The sequence below is a fragment of the Inediibacterium massiliense genome (assembly GCF_001282725.1).
Lineage (GTDB): Bacteria > Bacillota > Clostridia > Peptostreptococcales > Thermotaleaceae > Anaerophilus > Anaerophilus massiliensis.
Genome location: NZ_LN876586.1, coordinates 300,862 through 320,268, shown reverse-complemented (window position 1 = coordinate 320,268; position 19,407 = coordinate 300,862). Strand labels below are relative to the sequence as shown.

Below are 19,407 nucleotides of genomic sequence, written 5' to 3'. Positions count from 1 at the left end.
AGTTTTACTCTAGCTTCTATTTAATTAAGAGCCATAACTCTTTCTTTTTTCTGTATCTTTCCTTTATGCATCACATATACTTCGTCTGCTATGGATATGGTGGACATTCTATGTGAAACTAAAATGACTGTCTTTTGACTACATTCATCTTTTAATGCTTTTATAATAACCTTTTCATTCAAACTATCTAAATTACTGGTAGGCTCATCTAATAAAATCACATCTGATTCATGTAAAAAAGCTCTTGCAATTCCCAGCCTTTGCCTTTCTCCTCCCGACAAGCTTTCTCCTAACTCCCCTACTGTTGTTTGATACTTTTTTGGAAGACTTTCTATAAAGTCATGTATAGATGCTTTTTTTGCAGCTTCTTTAATTTCTTCTATAGTTGCATCCTTTTTACCTATACGTATATTTTCTTCTATCGTATCATTAAATAAAAATGTTGTTTGTGTGACAAAACTTTGGATTCTTCGTAGCGAATTGGTATTAACATTTTGAATTCCTTCCCCATTGATTTGTATACTTCCCTTTGTTGCATCCCAAAATCTCATGATCAGTCTTAAAAGTGTACTTTTCCCACATCCACTTTCTCCAACTATGCAAATAATTTTTCCTTTAGGAAAGGTCACATTTATATCTTTTAAAATAGGGATATTTTCATCATAAGAAAAAGATACCTCTTTCATTTTGATGTCTCCAAAAGAAATATCCTTTTGATCATCCACTTCTTTTACAATTGGCTTTTCCTCTAATAAATTTAATACTCTATCTCCTGCTGCAAGGGTTACTAATAAATTATTAGACAAATTATTTAAAGCAATCACAGGTCCAAAGGAACTCATCATAGCAATGGTCGCAATAACCATTTCCTTAAAACTTATTACATTTTGATCAAGTAAATATGTACTCATAAACAAAACAATCATTGTAAAAACAAATACACTTGCTTCTCCAAGAGCTCTAACAAAACCTTCATGCTTTTTCATCTTGTCTATTTCTTTATTCAGTAGTTTTCCCTTTTGATCTATCAAAGAAAGTCTTTGCTCTCCTAAACGAAACATCATAATCTCTTTCATTCCTTTTAAAGCATCTAGCATAAAGCTATTCATTTTTCCAAAAGAGTTTCTATAGTCTACCCCTGCTTTATTGCCTAATCGAGATGAAAAATAAGGAATGATCAAGCCTACAGTAATATAGCCTAAAGCTGCTATGATTCCCAGATAAATATGTATTTTCCCAATATAAAAAATCATGATCATAGATGTTATAAGTCCTATCATAATAGGTGCAATCGTATGGGCGTAAAAGACCTCTAATAACTCTATATCGCTAGTTATAATAGATATAAGATTTCCTTTTTCTTCTCCCTCAAGCTTTGCTGGTGAAAGATTTCGTAACTTTTTAAAAACTACGTCTCTTAAGATCGCTAATAATTTAAATGCTATAAAATGTCCTGTATATTGTTCGAGGTACCTTAAAAAACCTCTTGATATAGCTAGACCTCCTAATATAATAAATATTTTTTGTAAAGGTAACCCCATATCAAAACCTATGCTCTCTAAAATACCTATTCCGCCATAAATCGTAATAAATATTGCAGCTAAAAATCCCAACACTCCCATAGTAATAGTAATAGCCATAATATGTATTAAAGGTTTTACAAGACCTATAAGCTTTCCCATAATCACAATTCCGTCTCTACGCACAACTTTCACCTCCTATATTTTCTAATTCATTTTGCTCATAAACCAATTGAGCATAAAGACCTTTCTCATCTATTAACGTTTGATGATTTCCTACTTGTTGTATTTCTCCATTTGATAATACATAAATCTTATCTGCTCCTCGTACATTATAAAGTCTATGAGATATTAAAATTACAGTTTTTACCTTTCCTAGTTCATAAATTAAATTCATAATAATATTTTCACTTTCTACATCTATATTAGAAGTAGCTTCATCAAATATATAAATTTCACTATCATATAATAATGCTCTTGCCAAAGCCAGTCTTTGTCTTTGTCCTCCTGAAAGATTTGCTCCTCCTTCTTTGATTTGTGTTTGTAAACCTTTTTCTAGTGACAAAACAAATTCATATAAATTGACTTTTTTTAGCACCTCATACATTTCTTCTTGTGTAACATTTGATTTTCCCATTTTTAAGTTTTCTTCAATGGTTCCTGTAAAAATATAGCTATTATTGGTAACTACATTGATCTTTTTTCTAAGTTGAGCAGGATCTATACTTCTTAGCTCATATTCATTGAGTAAAATTTCTCCATCATAATTTTTATAAAAGCCCATAATTATATTGGCTATTGTACTTTTTCCACAACCTGAGCTTCCTACTAGTCCAGTGATTTGACCATTTTCAATATCTAAATGAATATCTTTTAAAATTTTTCTATCTTCTTCATATGAAAAATTTACATTTTTAAATCGGATATCTATATGATTGAAATCTTTAATCTTCTTTGTTGGGTACTTTATTACAGGGATATCTAGAATGGAAAATATTTTATCCGCTGCTGCAAGTCCATCTATAGCAATATGAAAACATGAACCTAAAACTCTTAAAGGAATAAAAAATTCTGAAGCAAGAAGTATAATGAAAAAGCCGCCTCCAATAGTTATATTCAATTTTATGAATTCCTTTAAAACAAAAATAATGCCTAGAGCACTTCCTCCAAAAGCAATGAAATCCATAATCGTAATAGAGTTTAATTGCATGGCTAAAACCTTCATAGTAATTTTTCTAAAATTTTCTGCTTGTTGATTCATTTGTTCATTTTTTTCTTCATCTCTTCCATATATTTTTAATGTTGTCAATCCTCTTAAGTTTTCTAAAAAAGTATCTCCCAAATTCACATAAATTCCCCAATATTTTGAAAGAAGATTTTTAGCAATTTTCATAACAGCAATTATAGATATAGGAATCAAAGGAACACATCCTAGTAAAACAACTGCAATCTTTATATTTATAAAGCTTATGATCGTAAATAAAGTAATAGGTGCAATTAAACTATAAAAAAATTGTGGTAAATATCTTCCAAAATACATATCTAATCTTTCTATTCCATCAATTGCAACTTGAACCACTTCTGAAGTAGAAGTCATTTCTTGATAATGTATTCCTAAATCTAATAATTTCTTGTATAGAATATGTCTAAGAGTAATTCTTGCATCCTTCGAACATTTGCCTGCCATTTTTGTTCCTATATAATTGCATAGAAGCCTACCCATGACAATTCCAATAAGAACCCATAGAGTAACTATACTTTTTTCCCAACTCACTCCATATAAATATATATACTCAATATAGGAAGCAATAGAAAATATTCCTCCTATATTCAATATCAACCCTAACCAATTGATGAATACAGTAAGAAAAATCCATCTTTTACAAGTTGGTACGAGTTGGATTAATCTTTTATTAAACATGCTACCATCCTCCTACTTTCTATGCTTCTTTTGCATAGATTTTTTTAGGAATCAATATAATTTTTTCTCCAAATTGATTTTTCAATATATTCATCTCTACATTATAAATTTCTCTGATCAAATCCTGATTTAATATTTCTTCGGGTTTTCCTAAAGCTTTAATCTCTCCATTTTTAAGGACAATCACTTCATCACTATATTTGGCTGCTTGATTCAAATCATGAAGAACCATAATTACAGTGAGTTTTAATTTTTCATTTAATTCTTTCACAAGTTCTAATATTTCTATTTGATTGTTAATATCTAAATAAGTTGTAGGTTCATCTAATAATAAAATCTTTGGCTGTTGAGCAAGAGCCATTGCAATCCATGCCCTTTGGCTTTCTCCTCCTGATATATGGATCATTTTCTTATCTTGCATAGATTTTAGATTTGTTTTTTCAATAGCCCAATCTATAATTTCTTCATCTTTTTTACTAAGTCCCTCAAACCATGCTTTATGAGGATTTCTACCAAAACTTACGATTTTTCTTATAGTCATATCTTCAGGAGCTATATTATGTTGAGAAAGACATGCCATCTCTTTTGCTATTTCTTTTCCATTCATTTTCCAAAGCAATTGTTTGTCTAAATAAATAGTTCCACCCATAGGCTTTAATAATCTTCCTATAGCCTTTAAAACCGTTGACTTTCCCGAACCATTGGGTCCAATAATTGTAATGATTTCTCCCTTTTTTACATGTAAATTAAAATCTTTTACAATGGTTTTTCCATCATATCCTACTTTAAAATCATTCACCTTAAGCACTGTATTTTCGCCTCCTTAGAAGGAATAAAAAAAATGGACAGCCAATCATAGCCATCATTACTCCTACAGGTAATTCTATAGGTCTTGCAATATATCTAGCTAAAGTATCTGCTAAAAGAAGGATTATTCCTCCTAAAATAGTACTCATAGGAATCAAATATTTATAGTCAGATCCTAAGATCAGCCTGCATATATGAGGAACAATAATTCCTATAAACCCTATAATCCCTACAGCAGAAGTGCTAATTCCTGCTAAAAATACTGCAACTAAGGATATAAATATTCTTGCTCTATTTACATTCATACCTAAGTTAGTAGCTACATCATCCCCTAGGGCTAAAAGATTGGCTCCTCGAATACAAAATAAAGATAATATAAGCCCTACAATACAATAAGGTAAAAAGTAGCTCACTTCCCTCCATCCTCTATAGGCAATACTTCCATTAATCCACAGTAAAACTCCTTGGATTTTATCACTGTTCATAATCGCTAACAAAGCAGTAGCTCCTGCAAACATAGCATTGATGGCTACTCCTGATAAGATCACTCTAATAGGCTTAATGCCGTTATCCCAGGATAAAATAAATACTAATGTACATGCGAGTATGGCTCCTAAAAAGGCCATAAGAGGCAATAATCTATAAAACTGTGGGAAATATAACATCATTAAAATAGCTGCTAAACTTCCTCCAGAAGAAACTCCTGTAATTCCAGGATCAGCCAATGGATTTCTCATAACTGATTGAAGCAATGCTCCAGATATAGATAAGCTTGCCCCTACAAATACTGCTAATATAATTCTAGGCAATCTCATATCCATAATAATGCTGGCATTGATTTCATCCCCTTTTCCTAAAAAAGTATCTATGATTTCTCTAATAGATAAATCTACACTTCCCACTCCAATTGTTGCAATAATTAAAAGTATCAACAATATTAAACTGAAAAATATTATCCATATTTTTCTTTTTTCTTTTCTATTTTTCATATTTTCACCATTTTCCTTATTATTTGTATAGATATTCTTTCATTTTTTCTAGGGATTTAGTTGCATGTATATCTCCTGTTACTCCAAACTCTTTTGGATCTAAATCATATATTCTATTTTCTTTTACGGCTTTAAATTTTTTCCATTGAGGATTTTTCTCAAATTCCTCTGCTACTTGTTTTTTTGATTCATCTATGTATCCATGATACATTCTAAAAATAACATCTGGATTTTCCTTTAATGCTACTTCTAAGGAAAAAGGTACATAAGCTCCTTTATATTTCGATTTAACTTGTGATGTAATATTTTCTGCTCCTAATTTATCAATTAAGCTTCCTGTAAAAGAATTTTTAGTAGCAAGCATAAAATGACCTGGTGCTCCAAATAAAATCATAACCTTTACTTTTTTGTTTGGATCCATATCTTTTAATATTTCTTTTTCCTTTTTTTCAAATTCTTCGATTAATCTTTTTCCATTTTCTTCTTGACCAAATTCAGTGGATAATTCTCTTATAGTATTTTTTACAGAATCATAAGAGTTCAAATCACAATATCTAGTGTTGATTCCATTTTGTTCAAATTTATTTCCTATTAATTCTTGAATAGCGCTAGAAGTAATAAATATATCAGAATTCAAACTTCGAATTTTTTCTAAATCTGGATTGATAGGCAATCCTATTTCTGGAAGATCCTTTATTTTATCAGATATACCATATTGAGTGCTGGGTCTTGCCACCATTTTTATATCTAGCTCTGCTAGCATCTCTGCTACAGCTACACTTCCTGCCACAATTCTTACTTCTTTTTTGGAGTCTGTTTCTTTAGAATCTACCTGTGCCCCTTTTGCGCTACAACCAACAAATAACATACTCATCATAAGCGCCATTATAATAGCTACCACTCTTTTCATTCATAATCCCCCCTATATCCATGAATAAACTCCGTTTTAAGAAAATATAAATTCGCTTAAAACAGAGTTATCATTCAAAAACTGATTATTTTAATAAATTTCTATCTACTATTTTTTCTTTTTCACTACTTTATTAGACTTTGGTGTATTTTTATTTACAGCTTTGTCTTGTAGTTTTGTAATATCATCTTGTAATTGTACTCTAAATTCAACATCTGCATTTCCCATAGGAACCACAGTCATACCTAGCTTAATTTTGGAATCTAGCTTTGGAATTTCAAATCGAATCGTACTATCTGTTTTGTTTTTTCCTTCTTCATTTTTTTCTTTGTATGTTTTTGTTACTTTACTAGTATGGTCTACATTTTTACCATCCACTGTTACTTTGACATTTTTCATCCAATCACTTCTTATAAGCTTTAACTCTATATATTTTTTTTCTTTCTTTTTTTTATCTTTTGTTACCTCTAAAACAGCCTGTGGATCCATATATTGACCTGCTATAGATAATTCATCTGCATTTATTTTAAGTACATCAGCACTTACAGTATATTTTCCTATTTTTAAAGGTTCCTTTTCTTTTACTTGTACTGTTTTTTTTGTAGTATTTACTTTATTTACCTTTCCCTTTTGAGCAAAAGCTTGTGTAGATGGTAACAACAAAGCTCCTATTACAAATGTTATCGTACAGATTTTAAACACTTTACTTTTCATCATGACTCTCTCCTTTATTTTTTTGATCTTTCACTTTAAAAGTTTCTTTCTTTGGAATAATACTAAACTCAAGTCTTTTATTTTTGATAGAGTCTATATTCATATGAAATCTATATTTGGAATCTATATTTGGTATCTCAAATTCTACTTCACTATGATCTGTATCTTTCCACTCATGTTTTACACTTGACCAGTCCACAAATGCTGTAAGATCTTTTATTTCTTCACTTTTTTCAAAAAATACTGTCATATATGTTTTTTTATCTTCTACTCTAAGTCTTATATTGTCTTTTAAATACGGTTTTACCATTTCTGAATGATCATTAATTTCTTTTAATATTTCTACTTCTGCTTCATATATACCGTCTTCCTCTAAATTGATCTTTGAAAATTCATTCATATCATCTTGAAAGTCATCTTTTTCCTTAATTATGACGCTTTCTTTTTGAGGAAGAACCTCCAATACAACTTTTTTATTCTCTTTACCCTCTAGATCCATTTGTAATTTTATTTTTGAATCTAAGTCTTTAATCTTAAATTGGATGGTGCTCACTATTTTTCCGTCTTCATATTTTTTAATGTCCTCAATCTTATGCTCTACCTTATTGCCATCTACTGTTATTTCAATATTTTTCATTTGTCCACTTTTCTTTAAAAGCATTTTCATATATTTTTTTGAATCTTCCACTTTAATATTAGCCTTTTGTCCTATATATTCTTTTAAATCTGATACTTCCTCGCCCTTTTCATTAACAAGTTTGAGATCCACTCCATATATTCCGTTTTTATCCATTTCTATATTTATATTGGTTTGTCCTTTTCTTGAGTTATAACTAATATCATCACTATCTTTTTTTATAAGTGTATTCTTTTGTGGGACAAGTCGAAAAGCTACGCGGATATCACCTATTGGCATAATAGTCATTTTACACACTATTTTTGAATCTAAACTTGGAATTTCAAATTTAATCATACTATCTATTTTGTTTTTTCCTTCTTGATTTTTTTCATCATATTCTTTGATAGTTGTAAGGGTATAGTTTACTTTTTTGCCATCTACAAATACTTCTTTATCTTTCATCCAATCACTGTGAATTAAAACAAATTTTATATATTTTTTCCCATTCTTCACTTCATAAATTGCTTCATCACTTAAATATGTAATCGCCATAGATTCTGAATCATCATTTTCTTTTAAAGTTTTAATCTTTACTCCATATATCCCATCTTCATTTTCATTAATGCTATCATTTTTACCTCCGTTTCCATTACTACCCCCATTATTTCCTGGATTATTACTACTGTCTAATTCTTTATAAGCTACAAATTTGGTAAAATGCTTAGTCCAAATTACTAAATCTTTTCCTACATCTATTTTAGCCTCTTGTCTGTTAGCATCTTTGCTCAGCATATGATTTGCTGCTTGTTGAGTATCTTGAGAAAGTATATTTGTAATTTCTTTAAGTTGTCCATCTTTTAAATAGCCTGCTTTTTTGCCTGCCTGACCTTTCATCACTAATCTTATTGGTTGATCAAAGTTTAAATTTCCATCTTCAAAACCAACTTCTACTACTCTTTCTAATTGAATATTAGATATATTTTCATTCTCTATAAGAGTTGGCATTTTAATAGTTCCATCCCATTTCCCATTTTCAGAGGTTATTGTAATGCCTTTTGGTATTTCTACTTGAGCTATATTTGAATCTATTGCTATTTTAGGAAGTTTTACTTCTTTCTTTTCATTTCCTGATACAGGTACTTGAATCGTTGCATTTTTTATATCTTCTACATTAATATTAAGTTGACCTTTTTGAATGATTTCATCTGTTAATTTAGGAATTACTATTCTTTTAGATTGATCAGTAACTTGTAATTCCATTGGTTTTTCCAATGAAATTTCAATTACTTGTTCATTGTCTTTTGGTTGATCAGTATTGGGCTTTTCTGGTTTTGGTTCTGGCTTTTCTTCTTCTGTATCTTCTTTGATGAATTTTAATGTGTCTTTGTTTGGTACTACTCTAAAAATTGCTGGCATATTTCCCATTGGTTTTACATTCATACTAAATTTAATTTCTGATTCTAAATTGGGTATCTCAAATTTTATACTACTTTCTGTTTCTCCTTCTTCATTTTTATTAATCACTTTTGCTTCATGTTTTACTTCTTGTCCACCTACACTTATTCTTATATTACTCATCCAGTTACTGCTCTTTAATAACAATGTCATATATTTCTTTGCATCTTTGACTTGGATTTTTGCTTTCTCTCCTACATAAGCTCCTGCTATAGATTCTTTATCTTCTTTTTCTTGTAATCCTTTTACTTCTACTTCATATGTTCCATTTTTGTCTAATTCTACACTTGGTTTTTCTGGTTTTTCTGGTTTTTCTTCTTCTATATCTTCTTTGATAAACTTTAATGTATCTTTAGTAGGTACTATTCTAAATCCAGTTCTCCTATTTCCCATTAGTGTCACATTCATATTTATTTTTATTTCTACATCTAAACTTGGTATTTCAAATTTTACATTGCTTTCTGTTTCTTTACTTTCATTTATTTTTTCTTCATGTTTTACTACTTTGCCATCTACACTTACTTGTATGTTGTTCATTATATTTCTTTGATTCAATTGAACAATCATATATTTTTTTGCATCTTTTACTTGAATTTCTGCTTTTTCTCCTAAATATTTTCCTGCTCTAGATTCTTCATCTACATCTTCTTTTAATCCTTTTACTTCTACTTCATAGATTCCGTTTTTGTTTAATTCTGTACTTGGTTTTTCTGGTTTTGTATCCGGTTTTTCTGGTTCTGGCTTTTCTTCTTCTATATCTTCTTTAATAAATTTTAATGTATCTTTATTTGGTACTACTCTAAAAATTGCTGGCATATTTCCCATTGGTTCTACATTCATACTAAATTGAATTTCTGATTCTAAATTTGGTATCTCAAATTTTATACTACTTTCTGTTTCTCCTTCTTCATTTTTATTAACAATTGTCTCTTCATGTTTTACTTCTTGTCCACCTACACTTATTTTTATATTGCTCATCCAGTCACTTCTCTTTAATAACAAAATCATATATTTCTTTGAATCTTTTACTTCGATTTTTGCTTTCTCTCCTAGATAAGCTCCTGCTATAGATTCTTTATCTTCTTTTTCTTGTAATCCTTTTACTTCTACTTCATATGTTCCATTTTTGTCTAATTCTATACTTGGTTTTTCTGGTTTTGGTTCTGGCTTTTCTTCATCTTTGGATTCTTCAATTAAATGTAATGTATTTTTGTCAAATACTATTCTACCTTCTAAATTCCATGGTTCATAATGTATTGGTATAGTCATAATCATCTCAGAATCTATACTTGGAACTTCATATTTTATGAATAAATAATCGTCAGTTTTTATCTTACCTGTTCGTTGTGTATACTTTACTTCTTTTCCATCTACAGCTATTTTTCCTATCTTTATACCTTCAGACTTAAATATTGCAATTTCAACGTATTTTTTACCATCTATAATTTGTAATTTCCCTTGATCTGCTAACAGCCAATCTAAAGTATCTGATAGTTCATTATTTTCTTTTTGAAGTACTTTTACATTTCCTTCATATGTTCCATTTTTACTAATATCTACATTTGGTTCTTCTGGTTTTGGTTCTGGTTTCTCTTCATCTATATCTTCTTTCATGAATTTTAATGTATCTTTATTTGGTACTACTCTAAAAATTGCTGGCATATTTCCCATTGGTTCTACATTCATACTAAATTGAATTTCTGATTCTAAATTGGGTATCTCAAATTTTATACTACTTTCTGTTTCTCCTTCTTCATTTTGATTAATCACTTTTGCTTCATGTTTTACTTCTTGTCCACCTACACTTATTTTTATATTGCTCATCCAGTCACTTCTCTTTAATAACAAAATCATATATTTCTTTGAATCTTTGACTTGGATTTTTGCTTTCTCTCCTAGATAAGCTCCTGCTATAGATTCTTTATCTTCTTTTTCTTGTAATCCTTTTACTTCTACTTCATATGTTCCATTTTTATCTAATTCTATACTTGGTTTCTCTGGTTTTGGTTCTGGTTTTTCTTCATCTATATCTTCTTTCATAAATTTTAATGTATCTTTATTGGGCACTACTCTAAAAATTGCTGGCATATTTCCCATTGGTTCTACATTCATACTAAATTGAATTTCTGATTCTAAATTTGGTATTTCAAATTTTATGCTACTTTCTGTTTCTTCTTCTTCATTTTTATTAATCACTTTTGCTTCATGTTTTACTTCTTGTCCACCTACACTTATTTTTATATTGCTCATCCAGTCACTTCTCTTTAATAACAAAATCATATATTTCTTTGAATCTTTGACTTGGATTTTTGCTTTCTCTCCTAGATAAGCTCCTGCTATAGATTCTTTATCTTCTTTTTCTTGTAATCCTTTTACTTCTACTTCATATGTTCCATTTTTATTTAGTTCTATAATTGGTTTTTCTGGTTCTGGTTTTGGTTCTAAGTTTTCTTCCTCTTGTTTTTCCTCCATTTTATTTTCTATTTTTACTTGATTTTTATCTAAACTTTCTTGATCTTCTTGTTCTTGCTTTTGATCTTCACTTTTTAAAGTTTCTGCATCTATTTCTATTTTGCTGTCTTCTTTGATCTCTTTATCATTTTTTTCTTTAGATTCTGTTTCCGTCTCCTCTGATTCTTTTTCTATATGAATTGTATCTTGTTTTTCTTGGGTATCGTCTATAACTTCTTCTATATCTTGATCTGATTTTATTTCATTTTCTTCTTTTACATCATCATTATCATTTTCTGCGGTTACCTCTATTCCATCATCTGATTTTTTATCTATATCCTCTATATCTTGCTTTTCTTTATTATTTTCTATAGTTTGTACATCTTCATCAGATTCATCTGATACTTCATGGTCTGTCTTATCCTGACTCTTTTCTTCTTTATCTACACTGCTTACTTCTTGTATAGATACACTCTCTTCATCGGAAATAGCTATTGAAGCTTGAGGTATTCCTCCTATAATCAAAACCATTATTAACAAAATACTAATTCGCCTATGAATGTCTTTAAAAATATTCATAATGTCTCTCCTTTTTTTACATTTTATTTAAATCATAATTCATCCCCTAGTTTTATTTTATAATTCTGCTTTCAGTTACTTATGATTTTAAAAATATAAGTATGTTTATAATCTTATTAAAATCAATATCTATCAATGCTATTTCTAATCACATACTTTTTCATTTGATATTTTATTTATATATCTCCTTCATTTTTTACATAAAATCTCTCCTTTCCTTTTTTAAAATTCATCTAAGGGATGATTGATCATCATATTTATCACTTTTTTCATTTTTTAACACTTATAAAAATAAAAAAGTCTTGACCTCCACAAAAGATCAAGACTTTTTATTCTAAACATACAATATAGACTTATATCCACACTTCTATATTGATAAGTAATGATATATAAGACATATTTTATCTTGCATCTATCCTTTTCTCGGAAGGTCATATGCTACAATTTTTAGGCAGGTCTCCTGACTTATGGATCATCGTTTTTCTTTGTCTTCCCAGCAGTTTCCCAGTGACATATAAAAGAAGTACTTCCCACTTACAGTGGCCGGACCGTTTAGGATTTTCACCTAATTCCCTTTTCATCTTTGAATTTTATATCAAAGAACCTAAAAACAATTATTTAGTTTTTTATAACAGTATCATTCAAGTTTATAAACTTATCTGACTTTACTAGTTTATACCATATGTCATTATTTTTCAACCAATATATTACATTTTTTACATCATCATTTAAAATATTACAAATATATACAAAATCATGATAGCAAATATAAATATTTAGATACAAAATTATCAATCCCATAAAATAAAACACCTGTTAGATTTCTCTAACAGGTGTTTTATCCTAAAGTTAATATGCTTTTGCTACATAAACCATATGTTTTGCTTCTTTTCCACAGAAATGACATTTGTGTCCTAAATTTTCTTGCTCAAAAGGAATACATCTAATAGTAGCACTTGTCTGTGCTTTTACATTTTCTTCGCATTCTTTTTCTCCGCACCACATAGCTTTTGCAAATCCAGGCTCTTTATCCATTTTTTCTTTAAAATCTTCAAAGCTTTCTACATAATAAGTTTTTTCATCTCTATGCTTTCTCGCTTTTTCTAAAAGATTGTTATGAATATCATCTAATAATTTTTCTACTGTTTCCTTTAAATGATCCATAGAAACAGCTTCTTTCTCTAATGTATCTCTTCTAAAAATCATTACTTGATTATTTTCTATATCTCTTGGCCCTATTTCTATACGAATTGGAACCCCTTTCATTTCCCACTCATTAAATTTCCATCCAGGTGAGTAGTTTTCATTATCATCAATTTCAATTCTTATTTCGTCTCCTAACCCTTTCTTAAGCTCATATGCTTTATCTAATACGCCTTCTTTATGTTGTGCAATAGGGACGATAACAACTTGAATAGGAGCTACTCTTGGAGGTAATACAAGACCTCTATTGTCTCCATGTACCATGATGATTCCACCTATTAATCTTGTAGATACTCCCCATGATGTATGATAAGGATGTTCCATCTCACCATTTCTTCCAAGATAAGTAATATCAAAAGCTTTTGTAAAATGTTGTCCTAAATTATGAGAAGTTCCTGCTTGTAATGCTTTCCCATCATGCATCAAAGCTTCCATTGTATAAGTTGCATAAGCTCCTGCAAATTTTTCTTTTTCACTTTTTCTTCCTGTTACAACAGGCATAGCAAGTAAATCTTCCGCCGTTTCTCTATAAATATTAAGCATTTGCAAAGTTTCTTGTTGAGCTTCCTCATAAGTTTCATGAAGGGTATGTCCTTCTTGCCATAAAAACTCTGAGGTTCTTAAAAATGGTCTTGTTGCTTTTTCCCATCTGACTACACTACACCATTGATTGTAAAGATATGGAAGTTCTCTATAAGAATTAAGCCATTTTGAGTACATAGAACAAATAATAGTCTCTGAAGTAGGTCTTACACAAAGTCTTTCTGCTAATTCCTCTTTTCCTCCATGAGTAACCCACGCAACCTCTGGTGCAAATCCTTCTACATGCTCCTCTTCTTTTTTTAAAAGACTTTCAGGAATAAGTAATGGAAAATACATATTTTTATGTCCAGTATCTTTAAATCTTTTGTCCATATATTTTTGAATGTTTTCCCATATTGCATATCCATAAGGTTTAATAACCATAAATCCTTTTACAGGTGAATAATCTACTAAATCTGTTTTTAAAATTACATCTGTATACCACTGTGGAAAATCTACTTCCATAGGTGTAATATCTTGTACAAATTGTTTATCTTTTTTTCCCATAATCAATCTCCTTTTCCAAAAATTTAAAAAACCCTTCATCTGCTTATAGAGACGAAAGGTTTTATTTCGCGGTACCACTCTAATTCATTTCATAAAGAATGCCCTCATACTAGAAATAACGGACTAGCACCGTAAAGACTTACTTTTTTCAGCCTTAAGCTCCAGGATGGGTTCGAAAAGATATCACATACAAAGTCTTTCAGCCTTAGAACCTTGCTCTCTAAAAGGATCTTCCAATCTACTATTTCCTATCACAGCCTATATCCATTTTAACTTATATACATATTACCCAATAACAATTTGTTTGTCAATATAAATCATTCAACGCTTGCAACTGCATAAGATGCAATTCCTTCACCTTGTCCCACAAATCCTAAACCTTCTGTTGTAGTAGCTTTTACATTTACCTGGTTTATATGGAGCTTTAATGTATTTGCAATATTTTTTCTCATATCTTCTATGTAAGGAGCCATCTTTGGCTTTTGAGCTACAATGGTAGCATCTATATTGATAATTTTATACCCTTTATTTCTTAAAATATTATTTACTTCCTCTAAAAGTTTTATACTATCTGCATCTTTAAATTCTTCATCTGTGTCTGGGAAATGTCTTCCTATATCTCCGAGAGCTGCTGCTCCTAATAAAGAATCCATAATAGCATGAAGTAATACATCTGCATCAGAATGCCCTAGGAGTCCCTTTTCATATGGAATATCCACACCTCCTATAATAAGCTTTCTATTTTCTACAAGCTTATGTACATCATACCCCATTCCTACTCTCACTTTTATTCCTCCTTTTTAAAATAGCTTCTCCTATGTATAAATCCTCTGGAGTAGTAATTTTTATATTTTCATAGTTTCCCATTAACATTTTTACTTTCTGTCCCATTCTTTCTATCAACACTGTATCATCTGTCCCTATATATTGATCTTTTATGGCCTTTTTATGTGCCTTTATTAAAAGATCATAACAAAAAACTTGTGGTGTTTGAATAGCCCATAAAAACTTTCTATTAGGAGTACTTACAATATTTTTATCTTCATCTACCACTTTGATTGTGTCTTTTACAGGTACTCCTACTCCTACAGCTTTGTATTTTATAGCTTCATCAATACTCTCTATGATATTTTCTTCTTTAATAAAAGGTCTTGCTCCATCATGAATCATTACAATACTACATTTTGCATCTACTTCTTGTAAACCATTATAAATAGAATTTTGTCTTTCTTTTCCTCCTGATATCACTTTTTTTACTTTTTTAAAATCGTAAAAAGAAATAATATTTTTATCGCAATAATTTATTTCATCTGGATGTGTAACCACAATTATTTCATCTATAAAACTTGATTGTTCAAAAACTTCAAGGGTATGAGCTAAAATAGGCTTGCCTAAAAGATTTATATATTGTTTATTGATCTTTTGATTCATTCTTTTTCCCTGCCCTGCTGCTGCAATAATAACTGATATAAAGTGATCTCTTAGCACTTTTTCACCTCTTCTCAAAATTAAGCCCAGCATATGCTGGGCTTAATTTTATTATAACATATATTATTATGCAGTTTTATCTACTAACATTTTAGGCTTTGCAAAAATCATTCTTCCTGCCGCTGTTTGTAATACACTTGTAACTAATACTCCCATAGTCTCTCCAATATGTTTTCTTCCACCTTCTACTACAATCATTGTTCCATCATCTAAATAAGCAACTCCCTGTCCCGATTCCTTACCTTCTTTAATAACTTGCACAATCATTTCTTCTCCTGGTAACACTACAGGTTTTATTGCATTGGCAAGTTCATTAATATTTAAAACGGGAACTCCTTGAAGTTCTGCTACTTTATTAAGATTGTAATCATTAGTAACTACTTTCCCATCCATAAATTGAGCAAGTTTTAACAACTTAATATCTACCTCTGCAACATCTTCAAAATCTTTATCTGTAATTTGTACTTCCATATTTAGTTCTTTTTGAATTTTATTCAAAATGTCTAAACCTCTTCTTCCTCTAGCCCTTTTTAAACTATCTGAGGAATCCGCAATATGTCTTAATTCTTCTAATACAAATTCTGGAATCACAATAGCTCCTTCCACAAATCCTGTTTGAGTAATGTCCGCAATTCTTCCATCAATAATAACACTTGTATCTAATATTTTAGGAGTTGCCGCTTTACTTCCTTTTGTTTCTGTTTTCTCTTTTGCATTTCTTTTAAATAATACAGCCAAATTTCCAAGATCATCTCTTTTTTTAGTAGCAATACTTACTCCAAGATATCCTAAGAATATGTAAAGCATAATGGATAAAATAGTTCCAACTATTGGTATAGATATACCCATTAAAATATTGCTAATTAAATAAGCAATCAAAAGTCCTATAGTCAACCCTACAGACCCAACAATCATATCCATGGTAGGAATCTTTTGCAACTCTCCTTCTACCCAATTGGCAGAATTGAGACCTTTTTCCATCAACCATGGAGCAATAATAAAAAATATAATTCCGCCACCAACTGCACCTATGATACCAATTATAAAAGCCATAAGAGGGGTAATTGTAGGTATTTCTATGAATTCCTGAAACTTTGCAAGCTTTAACAAAAGCATGGTCACTGCATATCCTAATGAAGCACCTGCTAGTGTCAGTGCTCCTCTTATAATTTTATTGAACATAAATGCTCACCTCCTATCTGAGAAGTATAGCCATGCTAATTTTATTTTATAACTAAATACTACCACTTTTCAACCTATTTTATATATTTTAGTCATTTCATACTATGTATGATAAAAAGTGAAGCGTCATAAGACGCTTCACTTAGGAATTGATTTATTGAATCGCTTCATTGATCAATTCTTCTGCTTTATCTTCTTCTATGCTTCCTGCTAATACTAATTCACTTACTAGAATTTGCTTTGCATTGGCTAACATTTTCCTTTCTCCCGTAGATAGTCCTTTTTCTCTATCTCTAAGAGTAAGATTTCTTACAACCATAGCCACTTCGTAAATATCTCCACTTTTGATTTTATCCATATTTGCCCTATATCTTCTGTTCCAATTTTTAGGCATCTTTGATATATCGTCATTTAGTACAGCCATTACTTGATCTACTTCTTTAAAAGATATAATTTCTCTTAAGCCGATGTCTTCTACATTTTCTAGTGGAATCATTACCTTCATATCTCCTAGGGGCATCTTCATAATATAATATTTCCGTTTCTTCCCTAAGATTTCTTTTTCCTCTATCGCTTCAATAATTCCTGCTCCATGCATAGGATAAACCACTTTATCACCTATATTGAACATACGGCAAAACCTCCCAAGTTACACTTTACCTATAATTTAGTATACAACATGGAAGATCTTTTGTCAAGAAAATAATAATTTTACCATACCATTATAAGATTGTCAATGTTCTTTTGATCATTTTTTATTTCATATATTTTTTCAGAAAAGTTTATCATTATTTGCCAAGTTCTATTTTATCATAATTCCTTTTATTTTTACCCATAATATGCTAGAATAAACTTAAGTTGAAAATGTTTTCATTTATTTTGATCGAGGTGACTAAATTTATGAATAATTCTCCACTGAATCAATTTCAAGATAGCGTATCGAATGTATTAATTCGACATAAAAGTATTTTAGATATTATATCTAAATACCAAGAAAGTTGCAGTAAAGTCAATAGATCTATTATAAAATCAGCAACCAATTGCGGCTGTCTTCATATTGATGCAAAAAAACAATCCATTCCAGATGAAATTTCTTATGAAGAGTTAAAGAATTTTATGGACAACCATATTTCTGGTGAGCTTTGTGAAATTTGTAAAGATAAAATAGAAGAAGAAATAGGAAATCATCTTTTTTATCTCGTGGCAATATGCAATTCTTTAAATCTTGATTTAAATGAAATACTATTAAAACAATCTAAACATATTCAAACTTTAGGAAAATACAGCTTATACTAAAAATCGCATGTTCCTTTGGGAACACGCGATTTTTTCATTATCTAATATGTCGATCTAATAAAACTTGCTCCTGAACTCTTCTTAATCCTTCTTTAATAGCTCTTGCTCTTATTTCTCCAATTCCTTCTACATCATCTAATTCTTCAATAGATGCCTTTAGAATTTTTTGAAAATCTCCAAAATGATTTACTACATTTTGAATAACACCCATAGGCAATCTAGGAATTTTACTTAATATCCTATATCCCCTTGGAGAAGCAGGCATATCTAATAAATCATTTACTCCTCCATATCCCAAGATTTTCCCAATATTGGATAAGTCAAGAAGTTCTTCAGAAGATAAGTTTTTAATTTGTCTTGCAGTAATAGGATAATCACGATCTTCTGTCTTAATAATATAGTCTTCTACTACAAATTTTCCATCTTCTTTTACATGATCTAATAATTCTTCTAACTGCATACTAATAAGGCGTCCTTCATTTCCAAGCTCACTAATATATTTTTCTATTTCTACTACAACTCTCATAACCATTTCTGTCCTTTGTAGCACTATAGAAACATCTTGAATAGTTACTAAATCTTCAAACTCTAAACCACTTAAGTTAGTCATAGCTTGATCTAAAACTTTTCTATATTTTTCCAAAGTCTGAATAGCTTGATTTGCTTTATTTAATATTTTATTTGTATCTTGAATAATATATTTAGAATATCCTTTATAGATGGTTATAATATTTCTTCTTTGAGAAATAGATATAACAATAAGTCCTGTTTGTCTTGCAACTCTTTCTGCCGTTCGGTGTCTAATTCCTGTTTCCGAAGATGGAATAGAAGGATCTGGTATGAGTTGAGTATTTGCATATAATATCTTTTTTACATCTGAACTTAAAATAATAGCTCCATCCATTTTAGCAAGTTCATATAAATAAGCACTAGATAAATCTACATTAATATAAAATCCTCCATCTACGAGATTCATCACCTCTTCATTATCCCCTATAACTATTAATCCTCCAGTTTTTGCCCTTAGGACATTTTCTAATCCTTCTCTTAAAGGAGCTCCTGGCGCTATGATCTTAATAGACTCCATAATTCCTTTTTCTTTTACTTTATCCTCTTTTACCAATTGCTTTATCCTCCTAATATCATTTTTCCTATTTTTCTATTATATTACATATATTCATTAG

General features: G+C 29.9%; 14 protein-coding genes, 1 riboswitch and 1 other annotated feature. Of the genes, 1 reads left to right on the top strand and 13 read right to left on the bottom strand.

Features of this window, described 5'->3' with window-relative positions:
* Positions 1 to 20: 20 nt before the first annotated feature.
* The 12 genes from BN2409_RS05315 to BN2409_RS05255 form a co-directional block, all read right to left on the bottom strand.
* Positions 21 to 1,706, bottom strand: a complete 1,686-nt coding sequence (locus tag BN2409_RS05315; RefSeq protein ID WP_053955615.1) for an amino acid ABC transporter ATP-binding/permease protein — start codon at positions 1,704 to 1,706, stop codon at positions 21 to 23.
* Positions 1,699 to 3,441, bottom strand: coding sequence for an ABC transporter ATP-binding protein/permease (locus tag BN2409_RS05310; RefSeq protein ID WP_053955614.1), 1,743 nt, complete (start codon positions 3,439 to 3,441; stop codon positions 1,699 to 1,701). The genes BN2409_RS05315 and BN2409_RS05310 overlap by 8 nt, the downstream gene beginning before the upstream one ends.
* Before the next feature lie 19 nt (positions 3,442 to 3,460).
* Positions 3,461 to 4,249: an ABC transporter ATP-binding protein gene (locus BN2409_RS05305; protein ID WP_053955613.1), complete on the bottom strand. Its 789-nt coding sequence runs from the start codon at positions 4,247 to 4,249 to the stop codon at positions 3,461 to 3,463.
* Positions 4,242 to 5,237, bottom strand: a complete 996-nt coding sequence (locus tag BN2409_RS05300) for a FecCD family ABC transporter permease (RefSeq protein WP_053955612.1) — start codon at positions 5,235 to 5,237, stop codon at positions 4,242 to 4,244. The genes BN2409_RS05305 and BN2409_RS05300 overlap by 8 nt, the downstream gene beginning before the upstream one ends.
* 19 nt (positions 5,238 to 5,256) lie before the next feature.
* Positions 5,257 to 6,147, bottom strand: a complete 891-nt coding sequence (gene isdE / locus BN2409_RS05295; protein ID WP_053955611.1) for a heme ABC transporter substrate-binding protein IsdE — start codon at positions 6,145 to 6,147, stop codon at positions 5,257 to 5,259.
* Between the two features lie 108 nt (positions 6,148 to 6,255).
* Positions 6,256 to 6,861 carry an NEAT domain-containing protein gene (locus BN2409_RS05290; RefSeq protein WP_053955610.1) on the bottom strand — a complete coding sequence of 202 codons (606 nt, stop codon included), beginning with the start codon at positions 6,859 to 6,861 and terminating at the stop codon, positions 6,256 to 6,258.
* The gene (locus tag BN2409_RS05285; protein ID WP_053955609.1) at positions 6,851 to 11,965 is read right to left on the bottom strand and encodes an NEAT domain-containing protein; all 5,115 of its coding nucleotides are present in this window, start codon (positions 11,963 to 11,965) and stop codon (positions 6,851 to 6,853) included. The genes BN2409_RS05290 and BN2409_RS05285 overlap by 11 nt, the downstream gene beginning before the upstream one ends.
* A gap of 433 nt (positions 11,966 to 12,398) precedes the next feature.
* A riboswitch (cobalamin riboswitch) is annotated at positions 12,399 to 12,588 on the bottom strand.
* 226 nt (positions 12,589 to 12,814) lie between these two features.
* Positions 12,815 to 14,257 carry a proline--tRNA ligase gene (gene proS, locus BN2409_RS05275; RefSeq protein ID WP_053955607.1) on the bottom strand — a complete coding sequence of 481 codons (1,443 nt, stop codon included), beginning with the start codon at positions 14,255 to 14,257 and terminating at the stop codon, positions 12,815 to 12,817.
* A 44-nt stretch (positions 14,258 to 14,301) separates the two neighbouring features.
* Positions 14,302 to 14,521 (bottom strand) — a binding site (T-box leader).
* 53 nt (positions 14,522 to 14,574) lie between these two features.
* On the bottom strand, positions 14,575 to 15,042 hold the full coding sequence (gene ispF / locus BN2409_RS05270; protein WP_053955606.1) for a 2-C-methyl-D-erythritol 2,4-cyclodiphosphate synthase: 468 nt from the start codon (positions 15,040 to 15,042) through the stop codon (positions 14,575 to 14,577).
* A complete protein-coding gene (gene ispD, locus BN2409_RS05265) occupies positions 15,020 to 15,745 on the bottom strand; it encodes a 2-C-methyl-D-erythritol 4-phosphate cytidylyltransferase (protein ID WP_330375381.1) in 726 nt (241 codons plus the stop codon). Before ispD ends, ispF begins: the two co-directional genes overlap by 23 nt.
* Before the next feature lie 66 nt (positions 15,746 to 15,811).
* Positions 15,812 to 16,927: a PIN/TRAM domain-containing protein gene (locus BN2409_RS05260; RefSeq protein ID WP_053955604.1), complete on the bottom strand. Its 1,116-nt coding sequence runs from the start codon at positions 16,925 to 16,927 to the stop codon at positions 15,812 to 15,814.
* Between the two features lie 154 nt (positions 16,928 to 17,081).
* Entirely contained in the window at positions 17,082 to 17,558 is a 477-nt protein-coding gene (locus BN2409_RS05255; RefSeq protein WP_053955603.1) for a CarD family transcriptional regulator, read from the bottom strand.
* A 269-nt stretch (positions 17,559 to 17,827) separates the two neighbouring features.
* Here BN2409_RS05255 and BN2409_RS05250 point away from each other — a divergent pair, with 269 nt between their 5' ends.
* Positions 17,828 to 18,223, top strand: a complete 396-nt coding sequence (locus BN2409_RS05250; protein WP_053955602.1) for a nucleoside triphosphate pyrophosphohydrolase family protein — start codon at positions 17,828 to 17,830, stop codon at positions 18,221 to 18,223.
* Positions 18,224 to 18,260: 37 nt separating this feature from the next.
* On the opposite strand, the gene disA is transcribed toward BN2409_RS05250, so the two are convergent.
* Entirely contained in the window at positions 18,261 to 19,310 is a 1,050-nt protein-coding gene (gene disA, locus BN2409_RS05245) for a DNA integrity scanning diadenylate cyclase DisA (protein ID WP_053956212.1), read from the bottom strand.
* Positions 19,311 to 19,407 lie beyond the last annotated feature (97 nt).